This is a genomic window from Massilia sp. Soil_C_3, assembly GCF_057657035.1.
Window position 1 is genome coordinate 307,460 of the sequence record NZ_JBDGJG010000006.1, and the last position, 19,863, is coordinate 327,322.

Below are 19,863 nucleotides of genomic sequence, written 5' to 3' on the forward strand. Positions count from 1 at the left end.
ATCGTGTTGTGGGCTATCCGTAGAAGCCAACCTCGCGCTGGTGTCGGATGGCGAGAATCAGGATAGCATCCTGTTCTGCTTCATAGCTATAGAGAGCGATATATCCAGTCTTCGCCTGAGAAATAATGAGCTCGCGCAAACCATGTTCTGCTAAGCGACCGATGAGTGGATGCCGGACGAGCACGTCCACTGCCTCGTCAATCAAATCGAGTGCTTCAAGCTGTGCGATCACGCCTTCCGGCGCAAGAAAATCGCTGATCCGTTCAAGGTCGGCCAGCGCGCGACTGGAATAGCTTAGTCTCGCCATGACTTCTTGGCAGGCCTGCCAACCTGGCCATCCTCGAGACGACGGCGCAGATAGGTCCGCACGTCCTCGGCCGTATGACCTTCGCCGTTTTCCAGCATCTCCGTTCTTGCTTGGCGCGCCTGGGCAACGAAGGTCGCGCGTTGCTCGACAGCGTGGGCGGCCTGGCGGATTGCATCCACCATGAACGCATGGGGACTGATGCCGAGTTCTTGCGCCGCGTTGACTGCGCGTTGCTTGAGCTCATCGGGAAGCTTGAGTGATGTTGTCGACATGGTATGCGTCATCTTAAGTGGTGCTACTAAGGTAGCACCTTCGCGACAGAGTTTCAAGGCGTCATACGGGGCGGCCGCTACAATGCAGCCATGCAGAATGCAATTGTTACCACTCTCACCGGCCTGGCGCCGGTTCTCGACACGAGCGTGCGCATCCTCGTCCTGGGCAGCTTTCCCGGCGCCGCCTCGCTGGCCGCGGGGCAGTATTACGCCCATCCGCGCAACCAGTTCTGGCGCCTGATTTCCAGCGTGGTGGACGAGGACCTGGCGGCGCTGCCTTACGTCGAACGCCTGCCGCGCCTGCTGGCGCATGGCATCGGCCTGTGGGACGTGCTGGGCGAGTGCGAGCGGGTTGGCAGTCTGGATTCGGCGATCCGCAAGCCGGCTGCCAATGACTTCGACCGACTGCGCGAGCTGTGCCCCTTGCTCGAGACGGTCGGCTTCAATGGCCAGGCGTCGGGCAAGTTCGCGTCGCAATTCGCAGCAGCTGCTTATCGTACCGTCGTGTTGCCATCCAGTTCGCCAGCGCATATGGCGATGTCGTTCGAACAGAAGCTGGATGTGTGGTCGAGACTCCGGCACGACAAGCAGCGGGGCTAGCGAAGGCGAGTCCCCGTCGTCGCCACCTTCCGCAAATGCGCCAACTTGGCCGAATACACCTCCCGCATATCCCCGCGCGTACTGTGATCGACCGCCAGCGCGATATGCTCGCGCGCATCGCCCAGATGCCCGAGCTTGAGGTGCGCGATCCCCAACCAGAACCTGAACTCATCGTTGTACGGCGCCCGCTTCACCTCGCGTGCGAAAAGCGCCACGGCCCCATCGAAGTTACCGGCCTTGAGCGCCACCATGCCCTGGTCGAAATAGTGATACGGCGGCGTCGGCTCGATCGAGGCGATCCGTTTGGCCAGCGCCTGCGCTTCCAGCGGTCGGCCCAGCGTCAGCAGCAGCGGCTCCAGGTTGCGCAGCACCGACAGGTTCTCGGGCTCGCGCGCCAGCGCGGCCTGATAGGCGCGCTCGGCCAGCGCCAGCTCGCCGTGGCGGTGGTAGATCACGGCCAGCGTATTGAGCGTGGTCGCCGTGCCGGGACGCGCCGCCACCGCCGCGCGCGCCCACCAGTAGGCATCGATGATGCGGCCCTGTATCAGCGCTTCGGCGGCGCGGTTGTTCAGGTAGAGGGCGACGACGTCTTCTTCTTCCAGCTCGCGGGTGCGCAGGCTCGCGGCTTCGTCGCGCGGGATGAAATCGACCACCAGCACCCGCTCCGGGTCGTAGCCGCGCAGGACGTCGGACGCATGCTGGCCCAGGCTGATGTTGATGTGGGCGCTCGACAGGTAGATGCCGTCGGTGCGGCTCCAGCTGTCCGCCACTTCCACGCTCTGGAAGCGCACCGGCATCCCGAGTTCCTTCGCGAAGGCGGCCGTCATGACGACCAGCGACAGGCAGTTGCCCATGCGCGCCTCATACGTTTCGCTGGCGGTGCGCGTGATGCGCGATTCGTATTCCAGTTTCAGGTCGGTCTTGCTGTACAGCGCATCCACCAGGCCATGGCGCATGCCCTTGGCGCGCAGGCGCTGGGTGAAGGTGGCGCTGCGCAGGTAGTCGCGCATCGCGGGACTGAGCGTGAACAGGTCTTGCGCGCCGACCGCTTCGGACGGCGGCGCGAAGCGCTCGTCAGCGAACAGCGCGGGTGGCGGGGAGGTGGGGGCGGTGCTGGCGCAGCCGCCCAGCAGCAGGGACAGCGACAGCAGTCCGGTCACGAGGCGCTTCATGTCTCCTCCCTGTACGCGCGGGTATTTACATCCCAGTATCCGCTTGCGTCAGGCAGAAGTCAAAAGGCTTCAGTCTTCGTGGAACGCTTCCAGCAATTCGTCCAGGATCTCGGCGGTTTCTTCGTCCGACAAACCGAGATAGGCGCAGGCCGCGGCGCCGCCCTTGTTCCACTCGTTCGACTCGGCGTGACCCTGGTAGCGGCAGATCGCATTCTCGGCCAGCAGCGACAACGCGACCAGCGAACGCACCGGCGATGCCGTCGACGTGTCGTCGATCACGGCGTAGTCGTGGTGGTGCAGGATGGCCCACGACACGTGGTCCGACAGTCCCCAATTACGCGCCAGCAGGCAGCCGACGGCGGCGTGGCTGGTGTCGTGGCGTTCGACTTCGAGCGCGGTGAAGGGACGGACGGCTTCGAGCGAGGCCGCGCCATAGGTGACGTTGTAATCCTTGAAACGCTCCATCAGCAGCGGCACGCCGGTATCGCAGAACAGGCCGAAGGTGTGGGCCACGTCCGCTTCGCCCATGCGCAGGCGGCGCGACAGGAACACCATCGCCTGCGCGCGGCGGGTGGAGATGTCCCAGAAGCTGGCCAGGGCCGCGCTGTTGGCGGGAATCGCCTGGCGCGCCAGCAGGCCGGTCATCATGGCCGCAACCTGGTTAATACCGAGGAACAGGATGGCCTGCTCGATCGACTTGGCCTTGCGCCGGCCGCCATAGATGGCCGAGTTGGCAAGTTTCAGGAGGGCGCCGGACATGCCGACGTCGCTCGCCACGATCTTGCCGATGGCGTCCAGCGACGGATCTTCCGCCGCCAGTTCGCGCTGCAGGTCGGCGAGCAGGCTGGGCCGAGGCGGGATGCGGATCGATTTGATCAGGGCATCGACCTGGTCGATCTGCGGAATGGACTCGACGACGGTGTTCATGGAGGTGGAGGCGCGAATGGGCTTCGCGGAAATGCGGAGGACTCTGCCACTATACCCGAGTCATTTCGATATTGCAGCAAGGCAATGCCATTATCACTCTGTTCTTGTGTCAATTTCACCAAAACGGCGGGTCATGCTGTCCCACGCTAGAATCGCCGCATGGCTACTTCTACAATTGCAGGGATCGATTTTTCGGCGCCGGCGGACCTCGTGGCGCGGCAGCTGATCGGCGTGACGGTGCTGGTCGACGGCGTCGGCGGCCGCATCGTCGAGACCGAAGCCTATGACCATGAAGACCCGGCTTCGCACGCGTTTTCCGGACCGACCGAGCGCAATGCGTCGATGTTCGGGCCGCCCGCGCATGCTTATGTCTACAGGTCGTACGGCATCCACTGGTGCCTGAATTTCGTGTGCCAGGAGGCCGGTCACGGCGCCGGGGTCCTGATCCGCGCGCTGGAGCCGGTGGCGGGGCTGGACCTCATGCGGGTGCGGCGCGATGCGGTCGATGAGCGCCTGCTGTGTTCCGGGCCGGGCAAGCTGTGCCAGGCACTGGGCGTGACGCGTGTGCACAATGGCATGGCGTTGTCGGAACAACCATTCGAACTGCTGCCGGCCACGCCGGGATTGACGGTTGTGGCCGGGCCGCGTATCGGGATTTCGAAGGCGGTCGACGTGCCTTGGCGGTTTGGGTTGGCGGGGTCGAAGTTTGTGAGCAGGCCGTTCAGGTAGTGCTTGGGCACCCGCCTTCGCGGGTGCGACGTGGTTGCTTCGCCAAGGGTGGTGATGTCTCAGGCGCGGCGGCGCGTGGAGGCGGCGGGTAGGGCGCGTACCGGGCCGTTTCGCATCGCGCTGCCCGATGCGCGCCGTTCGCCCACGCCCTGGAAGCCGGATTTCGGCGCTTCTTCCGTGATCGTCTCCTGCTGCGTTTCGACGCCGGCTGCGTCGCCGTCCGCTCCCGGCGCGATGCGGAAGATCGCCACCGCCTTCGCCAAGTTGACGGTCTGCTCGTGCAGGCTTTCGGCGGCCGCCGCGGCTTGCTCGACCAGGGCCGCGTTCTGCTGCGTCATGCCGTCCATCTGCCCGACCGCGCGATTGACCTCTGCAATGCCGTCGGCCTGCTCGGTGCTGGCGATGCTGATGCGGCCGATGATGTCATTCACCTGGCGCACCGAGGACACGATGTCGCCCATGCTGGCGCCGGCTTCGCTGACCGAGGCGTTGCCGCGTTCGATGATGTTCACCGAATCGGCGATCAGGCCCTTGATCTCCTTGGCCGCAGCCGCCGAGCGCTGGGCCAGGGTGCGCACCTCGGAGGCGACTACCGCGAAGCCGCGTCCCTGTTCGCCGGCGCGCGCCGCTTCCACAGCCGCGTTCAGGGCCAGGATATTGGTCTGGAACGAGATGCCGTCGATGACGCCGATGATCTCGACGATCTTGCGCGAGCTGGCCTGGATGGATTCCATCGTCGTCACCGCCTGCTGCACTGCCTGGCCGCCGCGCGCCGCCAGTTGCGCCGCCGTCGCCGACAATTCCGAGGCCTGGCGCGCATTGCTGGCATTGTCCTTGACCGCCGTGGTCAGGGTCTCCATGGTGCTGGCGGTCTGCTCGAGCGAGCCGGCCTGCATCTCGGTGCGGGTCGAGAGGTCGAGGTTGCCGCTGGCGATTTCCTGCGACGCCGTGTCGATCGAGCGCACCGCGTTCATCACGCTATGCAGGGCGGCGTTCAGGCGCGCGATGGTGTGATCCAGCGCGCGCGCGGTGTCGTCGATCTCGTCGCGGCCTTTCGCCTGCAAGGGCGGCGCGTCGAGCCGGCCCTCGGCCAGTTCGCCGACCGTGTGCGCGATCGCGTTGATCCCGGCCAGCATCGAACGCCGCACCAGCATCGTCACCGCCAGCGACAGGCCGATCGACAGCAGCACCAGGCCGGCCATGCTCAAGCCCAGGCTGCGGAACTCGGCCTTGGCGGAGGCGTGGGCATCCTCGCTCATCTTCTTCTCGAGCTGGGCCAGGCGCGTCAGTTCGACGTCGAGGGCGACGAACTGCTGCTCGGCCTTCTGCATCGAGTTGGTGGCGATCGACTGGTCGACCGACGCCATCTCGATGGTCTCGCCGACCGCCTTGCGGTAGCTCGTCAGCGCCGCCTGCGAGGCCTCGATCGGCGCGCGCTCGTCCGCTTCGGCTTCTAGCGCGAACTTGCCCAGCTTGTCGCCGATGGCGGCGTGCCTGCGCCCGATGTCGGCCGTCAGGGCCGTCAAGCGGTTCTGGGCGAAGCTGCCGTTGACCCAGGCCAGCAGCTGGTAGGCGTTGGCATGCGCGAAGCGCGCCTCGCCGGCGACGTCGGCCACCGCCTGCAGGCGCGCGGCGCGCACCTGCACCATGTGCTCAAGCGACGCGTTCTGGCGCACCATGCCGTAATAGGCGGCCGCCGAAAGCATGGTCAGCAGGACGAGCACGAGTCCCGGGGCCAGCAGCAGTTTCTGGCCGATCCGCAGTTTGTTCAGCATGGATTACTCCGTGAGAGAAGGCGGCTTCCATGATGCAAGCGCATCCGGAGTCACCGTCATCCCCGCGCAGGCGGGGACCCAAGTTTGCCGGCACCGTGACAGCGCCAGCCGAAACTCACTTCTTATAGATGCCCGCCTCCAGCACCACATCATCGACCAGCAAAATATACGTCGTCTTCGGCTCGATCTTGCCCGTGGTCGGATTCTTGTACTGGTAATCGACCCAGCCCTTGCCCTTGGCTGCGGCCAGCTCGATGATCTCGCGCCGGTATTTCTTGCCGTTCGCATCGGGCACGTCGGTCAGGTCCTTGCCGACGATCGACGGGTTGTACGGGTGCGCCAGCACGATGCCGGTCTTGACGTCGCGCAGGTCGACATACAGCGCGCCCTGGACGAAGCTCGGATCCTTGGCGTTGATGAGTCTCATCATCTCGGCCTTGCCCTTGGCCTTGATCACGGCGGCGCCGCGCTCGGCCATTGCGATGGCATCCTTCTCGGTCGGTTCATTGGCCAGCGCATTCGTGGCGGCCAGCCCCAGGCACAGGGCGGCGGCGGTGGCGATCATCTTCATGGGGACTTCCTTTCAGTTGAATGCTTGTAGGATATTTCTCAAGTGCACGCACTAATGTACCCAGCCGTGACGGTGCCGGATTGCGTTCGCACAATCGCAAGGGCTGCGAGCCGGTCGCGTTGTGTCCTTGCCTCATTTCGTCGCGCCTTGCGACAGGTTTGTCCAAACTCCGGTGCGAGACACCGTGTGGTTGATTGAGGGCAATTCCTGTTGCATATAGGCTCCCTAAGATGAGTTCTTCCCGGCAACTTGCCGCCTGTCATCTCACTGGAGAATTCTCGTGACCACGACTGCATCGACGCCTTCCAAGTTCAAGCCGTATACGCGCCAGTCCATTGTTACTGCGCGCCAATGGGAATGGCTCACGCCCGAGCTGCAGGAAGCCGTACAGGTGGTGTCCCACGTGCTGCCGTTTCGCACCAATGCCTATGTGATGGATGAGCTGATCGACTGGAAGCGCGTGCCCGACGATCCGATCTACCGCCTCACCTTCCCGCACCGCGACATGCTGCCGGCACAGGAATACGAGCAGCTGCGCGAGCTGGTGCTGTACAAGAAGGACGATGCCGCAACCGCGCGCCTGGTGCACGACATCCGCATGCGCATGAACCCGCACCCGGCCGGCCAGATGACGCACAACGTCCCGCGCGTGAACGACGCGCCGCTCAAGGGCTTGCAGCACAAGTACAAGGAAACCGTGCTGTTCTTCCCCAGCGCCGGCCAGACCTGCCATGCCTACTGCACCTTCTGCTTCCGCTGGCCGCAGTTCGTCGGCATGGAAGAGATGAAGTTCGATGCGCGCGAGTGCAGCGAACTGGTGGCCTACCTCAAGATGCATCCGGACGTGACCGACGTCCTGATCACCGGCGGCGACCCGATGATCATGAACACGCGCTCGCTGGCCGAATTCCTCGAGCCCCTGCTGGCGCCCGAGCTGGAACACATCCAGAACATCCGCATCGGCACCAAGTCGGTCGCCTATTGGCCGCAGCGCTTCGTGTCGGACAAGGACAGCGACGATCTGCTGCGCCTGTTCGAGAAGGTGGTGGCGAGCGGGAAGAACCTGGCCATCATGGGCCACTACAACCACGCGGTAGAATTGCGCGCGCCGATCGCCCAGCAGGCGGTCAAGCGCATCGTCGGCACCGGCGCGACCCTGCGCATGCAAGGCCCGCTGATCCGCCACATCAACGAAGACCCGAAGAGCTGGGCCGAGCTGTGGACCACGGGCGTACGCCTGGGCGCCATCCCCTATTACATGTTCGTCGAGCGCGACACCGGCCCGCGCGACTACTTCTCGCTGCCGCTGGCGCGCGCCCATGAGATCTTCCAGGAGGCGTACTCGATGGTCTCGGGCCTGTCGCGCACCGTGCGCGGGCCGTCGATGAGCGCCTTCCCGGGCAAGGTCGTGATCGACGGGGTGGTGACCATCAATGGCGAAAAGCTGTTCGCGCTGCAGTTCCTGCAGGCGCGCAATCCGGAGTGGGTGCGCCGCCCGTTCTTCGCCAGGTTCGACCCCAATGCGACCTGGCTCGACCACCTCAAGCCCGCGTTCGGGCGCGACCGTTTCTTCTTCGAGATGGAAAGCGGCGGTCCGCTGCGCGGCCCCGGCGGGCGTGTGATTCCGCTGGTCCCGGCCGGCCAGCGCGGCGAAGCGCAACCCGACGCGGCCTGACGCCGGACGCAGGTCCGATGATGCAGCCAGCCGCCGTGGCTTGCCCGGCGCCCCTGCGCCTGTCCGGCGTGGGGGTGTTCTTCTACGTGTTCCTGCCGTTCGCGCTGGGGCACTACCTGTCTTCGCTGCTGCGCAACGTGAACGCGGTGCTGGCCTCGCACCTGGTGGGTGCGCTGGCGCTCACGCCGGGCCAGCTCGGATTATTGACCAGCGCGTTCTTCTTCGCCTTCGCCCTGGTCCAGCTGCCGGTCGGGATGGCGCTGGACCGCTATGGGCCGCGCCGGGTGCAGGTGACGATGCTGCTGCTGGCTTCCTGCGGCGCGTTGCTGTTCGCGAACTGCAGCGGCTTTTATGGCCTGCTGGCGGCGCGCGCCGTCATGGGCTGCGGCCTGGGCGGCTGCTTCATGGCGGCGGTCAAGGCGATCGCCACCTGGATCGCGCCGAACCGGCTGCCGTCGGTGCACGGCTACCTGATCGCGGTGGGCGGCATGGGCGCCGCCAGCGCCACGATGCCGGTGCGCGCGGCGCTGGAATACACCGACTGGCGCGGCCTGTTCCTCCTGCTGGCTGCGCTGGTGGCCTGTACCGGCCTGTTGATCGCGCTGCTGTACCCCAGGAACGACGGCCCGGCCGCGCAGCGCGGTCCGCTGCTGCCGGCCCTGCGCGAAGTCTGGCGTGCACCGAGTTTTCGCGCGGTGGCTTCGCTGGTGCTGATCCCGCATGCGGTGTTTTTCGGCGTGCAGGGCCTGTGGATCGGGCGCTGGCTGTCCGACGTGGGCCGCTATCCCGAGCCCGCAGTCGCCTATCTGCTCTACCTGGGGATGGCGGCGGTGGTGTTCGGCGCGATCGCGGTCGGCATGATCACCGAATGGGCCGGACGGCACGGCATGCTGCCGCTCGACGTGGCGGCCGCCGGCATCACGTTTTTCGTGCTGGTGCAGGCGGCGATGGTCATTGGCTACCGGCCCAGTTTCGCGATGCTGTCGGTGATGTTCACGCTGGTGGGCACGATCACCGGCATCGAGTACGCCATCGTGGCGCAATCGATGCCGCGCGAACTGACGGGACGCGCCGCGACTTTCCTGAACCTCTTGATCTTCATCGGCGCCTTCCTGGTGCAGGCCGGCTTCGGGCTGGTGATCGGCCTGTGGGAGCCCGACCTGCTCGGCCGCGCGCCGCCGGAAGCATACCGCGCCGCCTTCGCCCTGCTGGTGGCGATCCAGCTGCCCGGCCTATGGCGTTTCGCGCGCCGGCGCACGGCTGAGCTTTCTCAGCCGTAACGTGCAAGGGCGACTTGTCATATACACTTTCCCCATTCAATATTCCTGGGGAAAGCCATGGGCAAACCACTTCCGTTGATGTGCGCCGGCGCCGCCATGCTGCTGCTGTCCGCCTGCGGCGACAAATCGACCTTGCCGGCCGGCGCCGACATGGGTTCGCAGCCGACCCTGAAGGAGCCGAACAAGACCCTGATCCCGACCGTCCACATCGCCCCGGCCAAGAGCTGGCCGGCGAACATGACGCCGACCCCGGCGCCCGGCCTGGCCGTCAATGCATTCGGCACCGCGCTGGATCACCCGCGCTGGATCTACGTGCTCCCGAACGGCGACGTGCTGGTGGCCGAGACCAATGCGCCGCAGCGTCCCGCAAAGAAGGGCATCGGCAACTGGGTGACGGGCAAGGTCATGGCGCGCGCCGGCGCCGGCGTGCCGAGCGCGAACCGTATCAGCCTGCTGCGCGACGCCGACGGCGACGGCGTGGCCGAACTCAAGAGCGTGTTCCTGAAAGACCTGAATTCGCCGTTCGGCATGGCGCTGGTGGGCGACGTGCTGTACGTGGCCAATACCGATGCGGTGGTGCGCTTTCCGTACAAGGAAGGCGTGACCGAGATCCTGGATAAACCGCAGCAGGTGGCGCCGCTGCCGGGCGGGCCGCTGAACCACCACTGGACCAAGAACATCATCGCCAGCAAGGACGGCAGCAAGCTGTACGCGACCACGGGCTCGAACAGCAACGTCGCCGAGAACGGCATGGATCAGGAACAGGACCGGGCCGCGATCCTGGAGATCGACGTCGCCAGCGGCAAGACGCGCGTGTTCGCGTCGGGCCTGCGCAATCCGAACGGCATGGCCTGGCATCCCGAGACCGGCGTCTTGTGGACCGTGGTGAACGAGCGTGACCTGATCGGCAGCGACCTGGTGCCGGACTACCTGACTTCGGTGAAGGATGGCGGTTTCTATGGCTGGCCGTACAGCTACTTCGGCAAGAACGTCGACACGCGCGTCAAGCCGCCGCGTCCCGACCTGGTGGAAAAGGCGATCGTGCCGGATTACGCGCTGGGCGCCCACGTGGCGGCGCTGGGCCTGGCCTTCTACGAAGGCTCGCTGCTGCCGGCGCAGTTCAGGCACGGCGCCATCATCGGCAACCACGGCTCCTGGAACCGCAAGCCGCGCTCGGGCTACAACGTGGTGTTCGTGCCGTTCAAGGGTGGACGGCCGAACGGGAAGCCGGTGGACATGCTGACCGGCTTCGTCAACCAGGATGGCGAGGCCCATGGCCGGCCGGTCGGCGTCGCGGTCGACCACAAGGGCGCGGTGCTGGTGGCCGATGATGTCGGCAACGTAATCTGGCGCGTGGTGCCGGACGCGGGCTGAATCCTTAACATCCGCACGTCGTTCCCGCGCAGGCGGGAACCCAAGCCCTTCGCGCTGCCGATATCATTGAACGCAGCGTCAGTGCGAGCAAGCTTGGGTTCCCGCCTTCGCGGGAAGTCGTTACCTCCAGTGGAGGTAACGACGTGTTATGGCCGCGTGTCCGAGCGCGCCGTCAGGCGCAACCCGTCACCAGCAACACCGGCATCCCGGTCCACGCGATCGCCACGAACGCCAGCACCGCGCTGGCCGCCGCGACATAATCCACGAACTCGGTCGACCCCTGCCGCAGGCGCCTGGCGCCGGCGGCGCCGCTCCACACGCAGATGGCCAGCGCCAGCAGCGTGACGCCGCCCAGCAGCCACGGGTTCGGCCCTTCGGGCCGCCAGGCGCCCGGCGTGCACTGGGCCGCGGCCAGGATATAGCTGAAGCCGAAGTGCGCGGCCCAGACCAGGAGGGGAAGCGAGGCACGCGTGGCGCGCCGGAAGAATCGGTCGTCCATAGTCAATCCATCACCAGCAGCAGGCCGCGGATCACCACCATGGCGGTCAGGCCCTGCAGCGTCACGTAGTGCCAGATCAGCGCGATATTGTCGCGCGTGGCGCGGTTTTCCGGCTTGACCAGGCCGCGCCAGGCGCGCACGCACAGGTAAGGCGCGGCCAGCAACAGCACGAACAGCATCACGCCCTGGAAGCCGAGCATGATCGAGATCGAGGCGTTCCATGCGTCCTTTGTGCCGTCCAGGTGCACGAGGCGCCAGCTGTGCACGTCGAGCAGGAAGGCGCCCGTGGTGCAGGCCAGCGCCGCCAGCGTCGTCCAGGCCATGCCGTGGCCCTTCAGGCGGCCGCTGAACCAGACCAGGGCGGAGCCCGCCAGCAGCAGGACGGCCGCGCCGATGGTGTACGTCCCGTCGGGCAGCGAGGCGCCCGGCGGCGGGCAGATCTCGAGCCGCATCGAGGTATGGATGTAGGTGTAGGCGAAGGACCAGAAGATCCCGTAGATCACGATCAGCATGATGAAGGTGCCCCACCACGAATGCGAAGCCGTCCCAACCGCGCCGATCGGCAGCTTGATGCCGCCGCCGATCGGCGCATGCGTCATGTTCACGCTGCGATCCGACTGCCACAGCCAGCCGATGATGGAGGCGACGGCGATGATGCCGCAAATAGTGGCCAGCACCATCGCCTTCACGGTCAGCAGCAGGAAGAAGCCGGCCGTGCCGGCGGCGCCGATCACGGTCAGCCAGCTGTCGCCGGGCAGGATCATCAGGTAGTTGGGCGTCGCGCTCACCGGGCTGGTGGCGATCGTCTCGCGGCGGCCGGTGACGGTATTGGGCAGGTAGTGTCGGCCTTCTTCGACCTCTTTCGACAGGGTAGGCTGGTCCCACAACGGGTCATCGGAGGTGACGATCGGGATGCTGCGGTTGCCATAGTCCTCGGACGGCAGCCATTCGAGGGTCGCCGCATTCCATGGATTACCCACCTCTTTCGTCGGGCGGCGCAGGGTGCGGGTGGCGTCGACGATCATGGCCAGGATGCCGAGGGCGAACATGAAGGCGCCGACGGTCGAGATCATATTGAGCCAGTCCCATCCCATCTCGTGCGAGTAGGTATAGACCCGTCGCGGCATGCCGTACAGGCCCGTGATGTGCATCGGGAAGAAGGTGATATTGAAGCCGCCGAACAGCAGCCAGAAGATCGGCTTGGCCCAGCGCTCGGACATCTGGTTGCCGTTGATGAGCGGTAGCCAATAATAAATGGCGGCGAACACCGGGAACACCATGCCGCCGATCAGCACATAGTGCAGGTGGGCGACGATGAAATAGGTGTCGTGCACCTGCCAGTCGAACGGGATCACGGCCACCATCACGCCGGTCAGCCCGCCGAGCACGAAGATGAACATGAAGCCGAGCATGAAAAGAGTAGGAGCATTCAGCTTGATGCGCCCGCTCCACAAGGTAGCGATCCAGCCGAACACCTGGATGCCGGTGGGGATCGCGACCGCCATGCTGGCCGCCGAGATCAGGCTCATCTCGAGCACGCCCAGGCCGGCGGTGAACATGTGGTGGGCCCACAGGCCGAAGCTGAAGATGCCGACGCCGACCAGCGCCACCACGATCACGCGCCGTCCCACCAGGCGGTTCTGGGCGATGGTCGGGATCATGGTCGAGATCATGCCTGCCGCAGGCAGGAAGATGATGTAGACCTCGGGGTGGCCGAAGAACCAGAACAGGTGCTGCCAGATCAGCGGGTCGCCGCCACGCTCGGGATCGAAGATCGGCATATTGAAGGCGCGCTCGAGTTCGAGCAGCGCCGTGCCGGCGATCACGGCCGGGAAGGCGATGATGATCATCACGCCCACCACCAGCATCGCCCAGGCGTAGACCGGCATGCGGCGCAGGGTCATGCCCGGCGCGCGGGTGAACAGGATGCCGACGATCAGCTCGATCGCGCCGGCGATCGCCGAGATCTCGATGAAGCCGATCCCCAGCAGCCAGAAGTCGGCGTTCAGGCCGGGCGAATACTTCATGCCGGTCAGCGGCGGATACATGAACCAGCCGCCGTCCGGCGCCAGGCCCCAGAACAGGGTGCAGAAGAAGGCCAGGCCGCCGAAGGCATAGGCCCAGAAGGCATACGCCGACAAGCGGGGGAAGGGTAGATCGCGCGCGCCCAGCATATTGGGCAGCAGGTAGACCGCGATCGCCTCGACGATCGGGATCGCGAACAGGAACATCATCACGGTGCCGTGCATCGTGAAGATCTGGTTGTAGGTGCTGGCCGCCACCAGGTCGTTGTCCGGCACCGCCAGCTGCACCCGCATGATCAGGGCCAGGATGCCGGCCAGGATGAAGAACAGGATCGCGGTCCCGATGTACATCAGGCCGATATTGGTGTTATTGACCGATTTGAAGAAGCGCCAGCCGCGCGGGGTTTCCCAGATCTCTTCGAGACGGGTCAGCTCCAGCGGTGGGCGGGGCACGGGGTTCGGTAACTGATCGGGTAAGGTAGCGTCGCGCGTCGTCATTTCAGGTGCTCGAGGTAAGTGGCCAGTGCGCGCAGGGTTTCGCCGTCCAGGTCTTGTGAAGGCGGCATGAACACGCCCGGCTTGATGGCTTGCGGGTCGGCGATCCAGCCGGCCAGCGTGCCACGGTGATTACGCAGGGTGCCGGCCGCGATCTCGCGGCGGCTGCCGACATGGGTCAGGTCGGGGCCCAGGCGCGAGGTGTCGGCAATGCGCGCCTGCTCGGAGAACGGCGGCACGTCGGTCACGCCTCGGATCGTGTGGCAGGCCTGGCATTGCTGCGCCAGGAAGGCCTCGCGGCCGCGTTGCAGCACCGTGGTGTCGGCCGGCAGCGCGGGTTGCGCCTGGCGCGCCAGCCAGGCGTCGAATTCGGGGCGCGGCAGGGCGATCACGTGGAAGGCCATGCGCGCGTGCTGCTCGCCGCAGTATTCGGCGCATTGGCCGCGATACACGCCCGGCTTGTCGGCGCGCAGGGTCAGGCCCGTCACGCGGCCCGGGATCATGTCGCGCTTGCCGGCCAGCGCCGGCACCCACAGGCTGTGGATCACGTCGGAGGCCGTCATGCCGAGGTAGACCGACTCGCCGACCGGGATGTGGATTTCATTGGCCGTGATGATCTCGCGATTGGTTGCCGGGTCGCGGTAGCGCACTTCCCACCACCACATCTTGCCGGTGACCGAGATCGTCGTCGCTCCGTGCGAGGTCTGCGGCGCCAGCTGCGCGCTGCGCCAGGTGCTCCAGGCGAGAAGAAAGGTGAGCACCACGACCGGGAAGGCGATGCCGGCGCCAAAGATCCAGATGGCGGGCCGGATCGGGCGCGCCTGGCGCCGCATGGCCAGGGTCAGCAAGGCCATCACGAAGATGAAGATCAGCGTGCCGCCGACAAACAGCACCCAGGTGAACTGGTGAATGATGGCGGCGTCGGCGCCCGCCGGGTGTAGGACGGATTGCAGGTCGTTCATCGCAGCTCGCTCATTTCAGCGTGTACATGAAGGCGGCCATGTGGCGCGCATCTTCTTCGGTAATGCCGAGCGCCGGCATCAGCGTGCCGGGCTTGACCGCGGGAGGGTTGCGCAGGAAGCGCACCATGTTCTCGGGCTGGTTCGGGATGCTGCCCGCGATATAGCTCAGGCGGCCCATGTATTGCAGCGACGGGCCGGCGTCGCCGTTCGTGCCCTGCACCTCGGGAATGAAATGGCAGGCCGCGCACTGGTATTGCTGGGTCAGCAGGCGGCCGCGCTCCGGATCGCCGCCTTCGACACGGCTGGGCTGGTCCTGGCTGCTGCAGGCGCTCGCCAGCGCCGCGCACAGCAGCAGAGCGCTGGCGCGGAGCAGGGGTGGACGGCCGTATTGACAGATATTCATGCGCACGGTTGATTTTTCGTGAAAAGGCTGTGGCTTTTATAATACAAGAAATTAGATGTCATTTTTTTAACTGAACGCCCTAGGTTATGCTATCCAATCGCGCACGACTTATTGTCAAGACCATGGTGCTGACCCTGTTGGGGGCGGGACTGATCGGCGTCGTCATCGGACTGATCGTCCTGCGCGGCGGTTTCTACAACATCGCCGCCACCCAGCAGCACTACCCGCTGATCTATACCGTCTTCGAGGAAGGCTTGCAGTATTCGGTGCAGAACCATGCGCGCGATATCCAGGTGCCCGAGGGACTGGGCGCGCCGGAGCAGCTGCTGCGCGGCGCCGCCGTCTACAAGACCAACTGCATCCAGTGCCATGGCGGGCCGGGTGTGGCGCCGCTCAAGCAGGGCATGAGCATGCAGCCTGTGCCCGGCCCGCTGGTCGACGCCGATCTCAACTGGGAAACGCGCGAGCTGTACTGGATCACGCGCAACGGCATCAAGATGAGCGGCATGCCGGCCTGGGAATACCACCTGAGCGACAACGATATCTGGGCCGTGGTGGCGTTCGTGTCGGCCATGCCGGACATGACGCAGGAAGACTTCCGCCGCAGGACCTCGACCGAGGCCGCGGCGACAACCGTAAGCCAGGGGGAGGCGCCATGACAGTAGCACGCATTCCCGCCATGATGGCGCTGGCCATGCTGGTGGCCGCCTGCGGCCCGACGCGGCCGGCGCCCGGCATCCAGGGCGACCCCGAACGGGGCAAGATCGCGCTGACCCAGTATGCCTGCCATTCCTGCCATGCGGTGCCCAGCATCGCCGGCTCGAAAGTCTATGTCGGCCGTCCGCTCGAGGACATGGCCGAGCGCCGCTACATCGCCGGCAAGGTGCCGAACACCCAGGACAACCTGGTGCGCTGGATCATGGATCCGCAGGCCATCGACCCGGGCAATGCGATGCCGGCCATGGGCGTGAGCGAGCGCGATGCGATCGACATCAGCGCCTATCTGCTCAGTCAATAACCGATCCTTCAATAGGCCGATCCTTGGTATCATCCCCGGTTTGATGCGGGCCGCCCACGGCCTGCACGTTCACGATCGAGGAAGATTGACATGAGATTGGTGCGTTATGGCCGCCCGGGCAAGGAAAAGCCGGGCCTGTTCGACGAAGAGGGCCGCCTGCGCGACCTGTCCGGCATCATCAACGACATCGATGCGTCGGTACTGGGCGACAAGGCGCTGCGCAAGCTGGCGAAGATCGACCATAAAACCCTGCCGCTGGTGCGCGGCAATCCGCGCCTGGGCGTGCCGGTCAAGGGCGTCGGCAAATTCATCGGCATCGGCATGAACTACGCCGACCACGTCGCCGAGACCAAGTCCACGATGCCGAGCGAGCCGGTGTTCTTCACCAAGGCGATCAGCTCCCTGAACGGCCCGGACGATGCAATCGTGCTGCCGAAAGGCTCGAAGAAGACCGACTGGGAAGTCGAGCTGGGCGTGATCATCGGCGAGCGCGCGCAGTACGTGAGCGAAGAAGACGCGCTGAAACACGTGGCCGGCTACTGCGTGGTCAACGACGTCTCCGAGCGCGCCTTCCAGTTCGAGATGGGCTCGCAGTGGGATAAAGGTAAAGGCTGCGACACCTTCGGCCCGGTCGGCCCCTTCCTGGTCACGCGCGACGAGATCTACGACGTGCAAGACCTCGACCTTTACCTGGAGCTGAACGGCAAGCGCATGCAGACCGGGAACACGGCGAGCATGATCTTCAGTGTCGCGCAGATCGTCAGCTATGTATCGCGCTTCATGACCCTGGAGCCGGGCGACATCATCACCACCGGCACCCCGCCGGGCGTGGGCATGGGCCGCTCGCCGCAGCGCTTCCTCAAGAAGGGCGACCAGCTGCGCCTGGGGATTGCGGGCCTGGGCGAGCAGCAGGCGGATGTGGTCGCGTTTCCGAAGTAGCCGACTAATCCGGCATGCGCCACGCGCCCTCTTCGGGCACGCTGGTGCGGGCCGTATTCATCACCATGGCGAGCAGCGTGTAGTAGCCGTTGATCCCGATGAGGTCGACCACGCCCTGCTCGCCGAACAGCGCCAGCGCATCGGCATACACCCGGTCCGACACCGCCTTGTGCTCGTGCAGCTGGGTGCAGAAGTCGTGCACCACCGCCTCGTCCACCAGCATGTCGCCCGGCCGCTCGCGCGCCGCGATGGCGGTGATCACCGACGACGGAATCCCCACCTGGGCCGCGATCGGCGCATGGATCGCCCACTCCACCTGCTGGTCCCACTGGCGCGCCGTGACCAAGATCGCCAGCTCTGATAAACGCACCCCGATCGCGCTGCGGTAGCGCAGGTACTCGCCCATGCGCTGCGCATGGCGCATCAGCTCGGGACTGCGCAGCAGCGGCACGAAGGGGCCGTAGACGGCGCCGCGCGGGCCGGCGGCGATCTCCTGGGCGGCGACGCGCTGGGCGTCGGTCAGTGCGTGATCCGGGATGGGGCCCAGGCGTTCGCTCATCTGATCGCTCATGTGTTGCACCAAAAGTGAATCCACAGAAATATTCGCACGGCCCGCGCTAAAAATCAAAAGTAGCCGTCGCCCGCGCGCTTATCGTCAAGTGTCGGCCCCACTGGAGGTAAGCGTTCATGAGCCACATCATCCACCGCAGCCTGCGCCAGGTGCCGCCCCTCGCGGCCGGTGGCGAAGGCATCGTGCTTCGCGACACCAATGGCAAGACCTATATCGACGCCAGCAGCGGCGCCGCCGTCTCTTCGCTGGGCCACGGCCACCCCGACGTGATCGCCGCCATGCACCGCCAGATCGACCGCTGCGCCTACGCCCACACGGCCTTCTTCACCACCGACGTGGCCGAGCAGCTGGCCAAGCGCCTGGTCGAGGGCGGGCCGGAAGGCATGGGCGGCGTGTATTTCGTCTCCGGCGGCTCCGAGGCGATGGAAACCGCGCTCAAGCTGGCGCGCCAGTACTGGGTCGAGATGGGCGAGCCGCAGCGCACCCGCTTCCTGGCGCGGCGCCAAAGCTATCACGGCAACACGCTGGGCGCGCTGGGCGTGGGTGGCAACGAATGGCGGCGGCGCGCCTTCGCCCCGCTATTGAAGGATGCATTGCGGGTGTCGGCCTGCTACGAGTACCGCGGCCGCGCCAACGGCGTCAGCGTCGACGACTACACCGCCGGCCTGCTCGACGAACTGGAGACGACCATCCTGCGCGCCGGGCCCGAGAACATCATCGCCTTCGTGGCCGAGCCGGTGGTGGGCGCGACCGGCGGCGCGATCCCGCCCACGCCGGGCTACTTCCAGGGTGTGCGCGCCATTTGCGACCGCCATCGCATCCTGCTCATCGCAGACGAAGTCATGTGCGGCATGGGCCGCACCGGCACCATGTACGCGATCGAGCAGGACGGCGTGGCGCCCGACATCGTGGCCGTGGCCAAGGGCCTGGGCGCCGGCTACCAGCCGATCGGCGCGGTGCTGGCGCACAAGGCAATCGTCGAATGCCTGCGCAGCCGCAGCGGCATGTTCCAGCACGGGCACACCTATATCGGCCATCCGGTGGCGGCCGCCGCGGCGCTGGCGGTGCAGCAGGTGATCGAGCGCGACGACCTGCTGGCGCGCGTGCGCAGCCGCGGCGCGGTGCTGCGCCGCATGCTGGGCGACGTGTTCGGGGTGCACGAACACGTGGGCGACATCCGCGGACGCGGGCTGCTGCTGGCGCTGGAATTCGTGCGCGACAGGGAAACGAAGGAGCCGTTCGATCCCGAGCGCAAGCTGCATGCGGCGATCAAGGCCGAAGCGATGGCGCGCGGCCTGCTGGTCTATCCGATGGGGGGAACGATCGACGGGCAGCACGGCGACCATGTGCTGCTGGCGCCGCCGTTCATTGCGACGCCGGCGGATTTGTCGGAGATCGTGTCGCGCCTGAGCGATGCGGTGGAGGCGGCGCTTTCGAATTGAGGCGCTGGTGGTGGGGTAAAAACTTAGATTCCCGCCTTCGCGGGAACGACGTTCAGAGGTGGCGGACTGCGGACGTATGACCGAATCACAACCATCAACACGTCGTTCCCGCGAAGGCGGGAACCCAAGTCAGCCCGCAAACCGGTACCGCAAAATTATGCAACAACCTTGCGAATCCACTTCGCAATATCCTGCACTTCTTCCAGGCACAGCGTGTGCTGCATCTGGTAGGCATGCCACTCGACCTGGTAGCCGAGCGACTCGAGCACCTTGCGCGAGTCTTCCGCACGAGCGAACGGCACCACCGGATCCTGCACGCCATGCGCCATGAAGATCGGCGTGGCCAGGCTGGCTTCATGGCGCTCGGCGCCGGCCACGCCCGCCAGCGGCAGGTAGCCCGACAGGCACATCATGCCGGCCAGCGGTTCCGGGTGGCGCAGGCCGGTCTGCAGGGTCATCGCGCAGCCCTGCGAGAAGCCGGCCAGGATGATGCGCGAAGCAGGGATGCCGCGTTCCTTTTCGCGGGCGATCAGGGCTTCGACCTGCAGCTGCGAGGCGCGCAGGCCGGCTTCGTCTTCGCGCCGCACCAGGTCGGTGGCGACGATGTCGTACCAGGAGCGCATCACGTAGCCGCCGTTGATCGTCACCGGCATCGTGTTCGCATGCGGGAACACGAAGCGGATGCCGGGCAGGCCCGACAAATCCAGTTCGCGCACCATCGGCACGAAGTCGTTGCCGTCGGCGCCCAGGCCGTGCAGCCAGATGATGGCAATGGACGGGTTCGGTGCGGTGTCGATCTCGATATTCTCAAGCAGCTGGCTCATGGCT

General features: G+C 65.9%; 21 protein-coding genes. 9 read left to right on the forward strand and 12 right to left on the reverse strand.

Annotation, left to right across the window (positions count from 1 at the left end):
* Positions 1-13 precede the first annotated feature (13 nt).
* Together AC3A6F_RS14300 and AC3A6F_RS14305 are read right to left on the reverse strand one after the other, a co-directional pair.
* Positions 14-307, reverse strand: a complete 294-nt coding sequence (locus AC3A6F_RS14300) for a type II toxin-antitoxin system RelE/ParE family toxin (RefSeq protein WP_487681776.1) — start codon at positions 305-307, stop codon at positions 14-16.
* Entirely contained in the window at positions 295-591 is a 297-nt protein-coding gene (locus AC3A6F_RS14305) for a CopG family ribbon-helix-helix protein (protein ID WP_487681778.1), read from the reverse strand. The genes AC3A6F_RS14300 and AC3A6F_RS14305 overlap by 13 nt, the downstream gene beginning before the upstream one ends.
* A gap of 78 nt (positions 592-669) precedes the next feature.
* On the opposite strand from AC3A6F_RS14305, the gene AC3A6F_RS14310 reads away from it, so the two are divergent.
* The gene (locus AC3A6F_RS14310; RefSeq protein WP_487681780.1) at positions 670-1,179 is read left to right on the forward strand and encodes a DNA-deoxyinosine glycosylase; all 510 of its coding nucleotides are present in this window, start codon (positions 670-672) and stop codon (positions 1,177-1,179) included.
* Here AC3A6F_RS14310 and AC3A6F_RS14315 read toward each other — a convergent pair.
* Together AC3A6F_RS14315 and AC3A6F_RS14320 are read right to left on the reverse strand one after the other, a co-directional pair.
* Complete coding sequence (locus AC3A6F_RS14315) at positions 1,176-2,351, reverse strand: tetratricopeptide repeat protein (RefSeq protein ID WP_487681782.1); 1,176 nt, start codon at positions 2,349-2,351, stop codon at positions 1,176-1,178. The two genes, AC3A6F_RS14310 and AC3A6F_RS14315, sit on opposite strands and share 4 nt — an antisense overlap.
* Positions 2,352-2,420: 69 nt before the next feature.
* Complete coding sequence (locus AC3A6F_RS14320; protein ID WP_487681784.1) at positions 2,421-3,278, reverse strand: HDOD domain-containing protein; 858 nt, start codon at positions 3,276-3,278, stop codon at positions 2,421-2,423.
* Positions 3,279-3,437: 159 nt separating this feature from the next.
* On the opposite strand from AC3A6F_RS14320, the gene AC3A6F_RS14325 reads away from it, so the two are divergent.
* Positions 3,438-4,007, forward strand: a complete 570-nt coding sequence (locus AC3A6F_RS14325) for a DNA-3-methyladenine glycosylase (protein WP_487681786.1) — start codon at positions 3,438-3,440, stop codon at positions 4,005-4,007.
* A gap of 59 nt (positions 4,008-4,066) precedes the next feature.
* Here the strand turns inward: AC3A6F_RS14325 and AC3A6F_RS14330 are convergent, their stop codons facing one another.
* On the reverse strand, positions 4,067-5,782 hold the full coding sequence (locus tag AC3A6F_RS14330) for a methyl-accepting chemotaxis protein (RefSeq protein WP_487681788.1): 1,716 nt from the start codon (positions 5,780-5,782) through the stop codon (positions 4,067-4,069).
* 115 nt (positions 5,783-5,897) lie between these two features.
* Positions 5,898-6,353, reverse strand: coding sequence for a cache domain-containing protein (locus tag AC3A6F_RS14335; RefSeq protein WP_487681790.1), 456 nt, complete (start codon positions 6,351-6,353; stop codon positions 5,898-5,900).
* A gap of 280 nt (positions 6,354-6,633) precedes the next feature.
* Between AC3A6F_RS14335 and AC3A6F_RS14340 the strand changes: the two genes are divergently transcribed.
* The 3 genes from AC3A6F_RS14340 to AC3A6F_RS14350 are packed head-to-tail and all read left to right on the forward strand — an operon-like array spanning position 6,634 to position 10,682.
* On the forward strand, positions 6,634-8,028 hold the full coding sequence (locus AC3A6F_RS14340; protein WP_487681792.1) for a KamA family radical SAM protein: 1,395 nt from the start codon (positions 6,634-6,636) through the stop codon (positions 8,026-8,028).
* Positions 8,029-8,045: 17 nt separating this feature from the next.
* Positions 8,046-9,308 (forward strand): MFS transporter, encoded by a 1,263-nt coding sequence (locus AC3A6F_RS14345; RefSeq protein WP_487681794.1) that lies wholly within the window; start codon positions 8,046-8,048, stop codon positions 9,306-9,308.
* Between the two features lie 57 nt (positions 9,309-9,365).
* Positions 9,366-10,682 carry a PQQ-dependent sugar dehydrogenase gene (locus tag AC3A6F_RS14350; protein ID WP_487681796.1) on the forward strand — a complete coding sequence of 439 codons (1,317 nt, stop codon included), beginning with the start codon at positions 9,366-9,368 and terminating at the stop codon, positions 10,680-10,682.
* A 172-nt stretch (positions 10,683-10,854) separates the two neighbouring features.
* On the opposite strand, the gene AC3A6F_RS14355 is transcribed toward AC3A6F_RS14350, so the two are convergent.
* The 4 genes from AC3A6F_RS14355 to AC3A6F_RS14370 are packed head-to-tail and all read right to left on the reverse strand — an operon-like array spanning position 10,855 to position 15,065.
* Positions 10,855-11,181: a hypothetical protein gene (locus AC3A6F_RS14355; protein ID WP_487681798.1), complete on the reverse strand. Its 327-nt coding sequence runs from the start codon at positions 11,179-11,181 to the stop codon at positions 10,855-10,857.
* Positions 11,182-11,183: 2 nt separating this feature from the next.
* Positions 11,184-13,703 carry a cytochrome c oxidase subunit I gene (gene ctaD / locus AC3A6F_RS14360; RefSeq protein WP_487681800.1) on the reverse strand — a complete coding sequence of 840 codons (2,520 nt, stop codon included), beginning with the start codon at positions 13,701-13,703 and terminating at the stop codon, positions 11,184-11,186.
* Entirely contained in the window at positions 13,700-14,662 is a 963-nt protein-coding gene (gene coxB, locus AC3A6F_RS14365) for a cytochrome c oxidase subunit II (protein WP_487681802.1), read from the reverse strand. Before coxB ends, ctaD begins: the two co-directional genes overlap by 4 nt.
* A gap of 10 nt (positions 14,663-14,672) precedes the next feature.
* Positions 14,673-15,065, reverse strand: coding sequence for a c-type cytochrome (locus AC3A6F_RS14370; RefSeq protein ID WP_487681804.1), 393 nt, complete (start codon positions 15,063-15,065; stop codon positions 14,673-14,675).
* A gap of 122 nt (positions 15,066-15,187) precedes the next feature.
* Between AC3A6F_RS14370 and AC3A6F_RS14375 the strand changes: the two genes are divergently transcribed.
* The 3 genes from AC3A6F_RS14375 to AC3A6F_RS14385 all read left to right on the forward strand — a co-directional run bounded on the left by AC3A6F_RS14375 (position 15,188) and on the right by AC3A6F_RS14385 (position 17,022).
* Positions 15,188-15,724, forward strand: coding sequence for a c-type cytochrome (locus tag AC3A6F_RS14375; RefSeq protein ID WP_487681806.1), 537 nt, complete (start codon positions 15,188-15,190; stop codon positions 15,722-15,724).
* Complete coding sequence (locus AC3A6F_RS14380; RefSeq protein ID WP_487681808.1) at positions 15,721-16,083, forward strand: c-type cytochrome; 363 nt, start codon at positions 15,721-15,723, stop codon at positions 16,081-16,083. The genes AC3A6F_RS14375 and AC3A6F_RS14380 overlap by 4 nt, the downstream gene beginning before the upstream one ends.
* Positions 16,084-16,173: 90 nt before the next feature.
* Positions 16,174-17,022 (forward strand): fumarylacetoacetate hydrolase family protein, encoded by an 849-nt coding sequence (locus AC3A6F_RS14385; RefSeq protein ID WP_487681810.1) that lies wholly within the window; start codon positions 16,174-16,176, stop codon positions 17,020-17,022.
* Between the two features lie 4 nt (positions 17,023-17,026).
* Here AC3A6F_RS14385 and AC3A6F_RS14390 read toward each other — a convergent pair whose 3' ends face one another.
* Complete coding sequence (locus AC3A6F_RS14390) at positions 17,027-17,581, reverse strand: carboxymuconolactone decarboxylase family protein (protein WP_487682095.1); 555 nt, start codon at positions 17,579-17,581, stop codon at positions 17,027-17,029.
* Between the two features lie 128 nt (positions 17,582-17,709).
* On the opposite strand from AC3A6F_RS14390, the gene AC3A6F_RS14395 reads away from it, so the two are divergent.
* Positions 17,710-19,035 carry an aspartate aminotransferase family protein gene (locus AC3A6F_RS14395; RefSeq protein WP_487681812.1) on the forward strand — a complete coding sequence of 442 codons (1,326 nt, stop codon included), beginning with the start codon at positions 17,710-17,712 and terminating at the stop codon, positions 19,033-19,035.
* Positions 19,036-19,190: 155 nt separating this feature from the next.
* On the opposite strand, the gene AC3A6F_RS14400 is transcribed toward AC3A6F_RS14395, so the two are convergent.
* Complete coding sequence (locus tag AC3A6F_RS14400; RefSeq protein ID WP_487681814.1) at positions 19,191-19,859, reverse strand: alpha/beta hydrolase; 669 nt, start codon at positions 19,857-19,859, stop codon at positions 19,191-19,193.
* Positions 19,860-19,863: the final 4 nt, after the last annotated feature.

Coding starts and splice junctions, on each gene's coding strand:
- AC3A6F_RS14300 (WP_487681776.1), bottom strand. CDS start 307: ATGGCGAGACTAAGCTATTCCAGTCGCGCGCTGGCCGACCTTGAACGG.
- AC3A6F_RS14305 (WP_487681778.1), bottom strand. CDS start 591: ATGACGCATACCATGTCGACAACATCACTCAAGCTTCCCGATGAGCTC.
- AC3A6F_RS14310 (WP_487681780.1), top strand. CDS start 670: ATGCAGAATGCAATTGTTACCACTCTCACCGGCCTGGCGCCGGTTCTC.
- AC3A6F_RS14315 (WP_487681782.1), bottom strand. CDS start 2,351: ATGAAGCGCCTCGTGACCGGACTGCTGTCGCTGTCCCTGCTGCTGGGC.
- AC3A6F_RS14320 (WP_487681784.1), bottom strand. CDS start 3,278: ATGAACACCGTCGTCGAGTCCATTCCGCAGATCGACCAGGTCGATGCC.
- AC3A6F_RS14325 (WP_487681786.1), top strand. CDS start 3,438: ATGGCTACTTCTACAATTGCAGGGATCGATTTTTCGGCGCCGGCGGAC.
- AC3A6F_RS14330 (WP_487681788.1), bottom strand. CDS start 5,782: ATGCTGAACAAACTGCGGATCGGCCAGAAACTGCTGCTGGCCCCGGGA.
- AC3A6F_RS14335 (WP_487681790.1), bottom strand. CDS start 6,353: ATGAAGATGATCGCCACCGCCGCCGCCCTGTGCCTGGGGCTGGCCGCC.
- AC3A6F_RS14345 (WP_487681794.1), top strand. CDS start 8,046: ATGATGCAGCCAGCCGCCGTGGCTTGCCCGGCGCCCCTGCGCCTGTCC.
- AC3A6F_RS14350 (WP_487681796.1), top strand. CDS start 9,366: ATGGGCAAACCACTTCCGTTGATGTGCGCCGGCGCCGCCATGCTGCTG.
- AC3A6F_RS14355 (WP_487681798.1), bottom strand. CDS start 11,181: ATGGACGACCGATTCTTCCGGCGCGCCACGCGTGCCTCGCTTCCCCTC.
- ctaD (WP_487681800.1), bottom strand. CDS start 13,703: ATGACGACGCGCGACGCTACCTTACCCGATCAGTTACCGAACCCCGTG.
- coxB (WP_487681802.1), bottom strand. CDS start 14,662: ATGAACGACCTGCAATCCGTCCTACACCCGGCGGGCGCCGACGCCGCC.
- AC3A6F_RS14370 (WP_487681804.1), bottom strand. CDS start 15,065: ATGAATATCTGTCAATACGGCCGTCCACCCCTGCTCCGCGCCAGCGCT.
- AC3A6F_RS14375 (WP_487681806.1), top strand. CDS start 15,188: ATGGTGCTGACCCTGTTGGGGGCGGGACTGATCGGCGTCGTCATCGGA.
- AC3A6F_RS14380 (WP_487681808.1), top strand. CDS start 15,721: ATGACAGTAGCACGCATTCCCGCCATGATGGCGCTGGCCATGCTGGTG.
- AC3A6F_RS14385 (WP_487681810.1), top strand. CDS start 16,174: ATGAGATTGGTGCGTTATGGCCGCCCGGGCAAGGAAAAGCCGGGCCTG.
- AC3A6F_RS14390 (WP_487682095.1), bottom strand. CDS start 17,581: ATGAGCGAACGCCTGGGCCCCATCCCGGATCACGCACTGACCGACGCC.
- AC3A6F_RS14395 (WP_487681812.1), top strand. CDS start 17,710: ATGAGCCACATCATCCACCGCAGCCTGCGCCAGGTGCCGCCCCTCGCG.
- AC3A6F_RS14400 (WP_487681814.1), bottom strand. CDS start 19,859: ATGAGCCAGCTGCTTGAGAATATCGAGATCGACACCGCACCGAACCCG.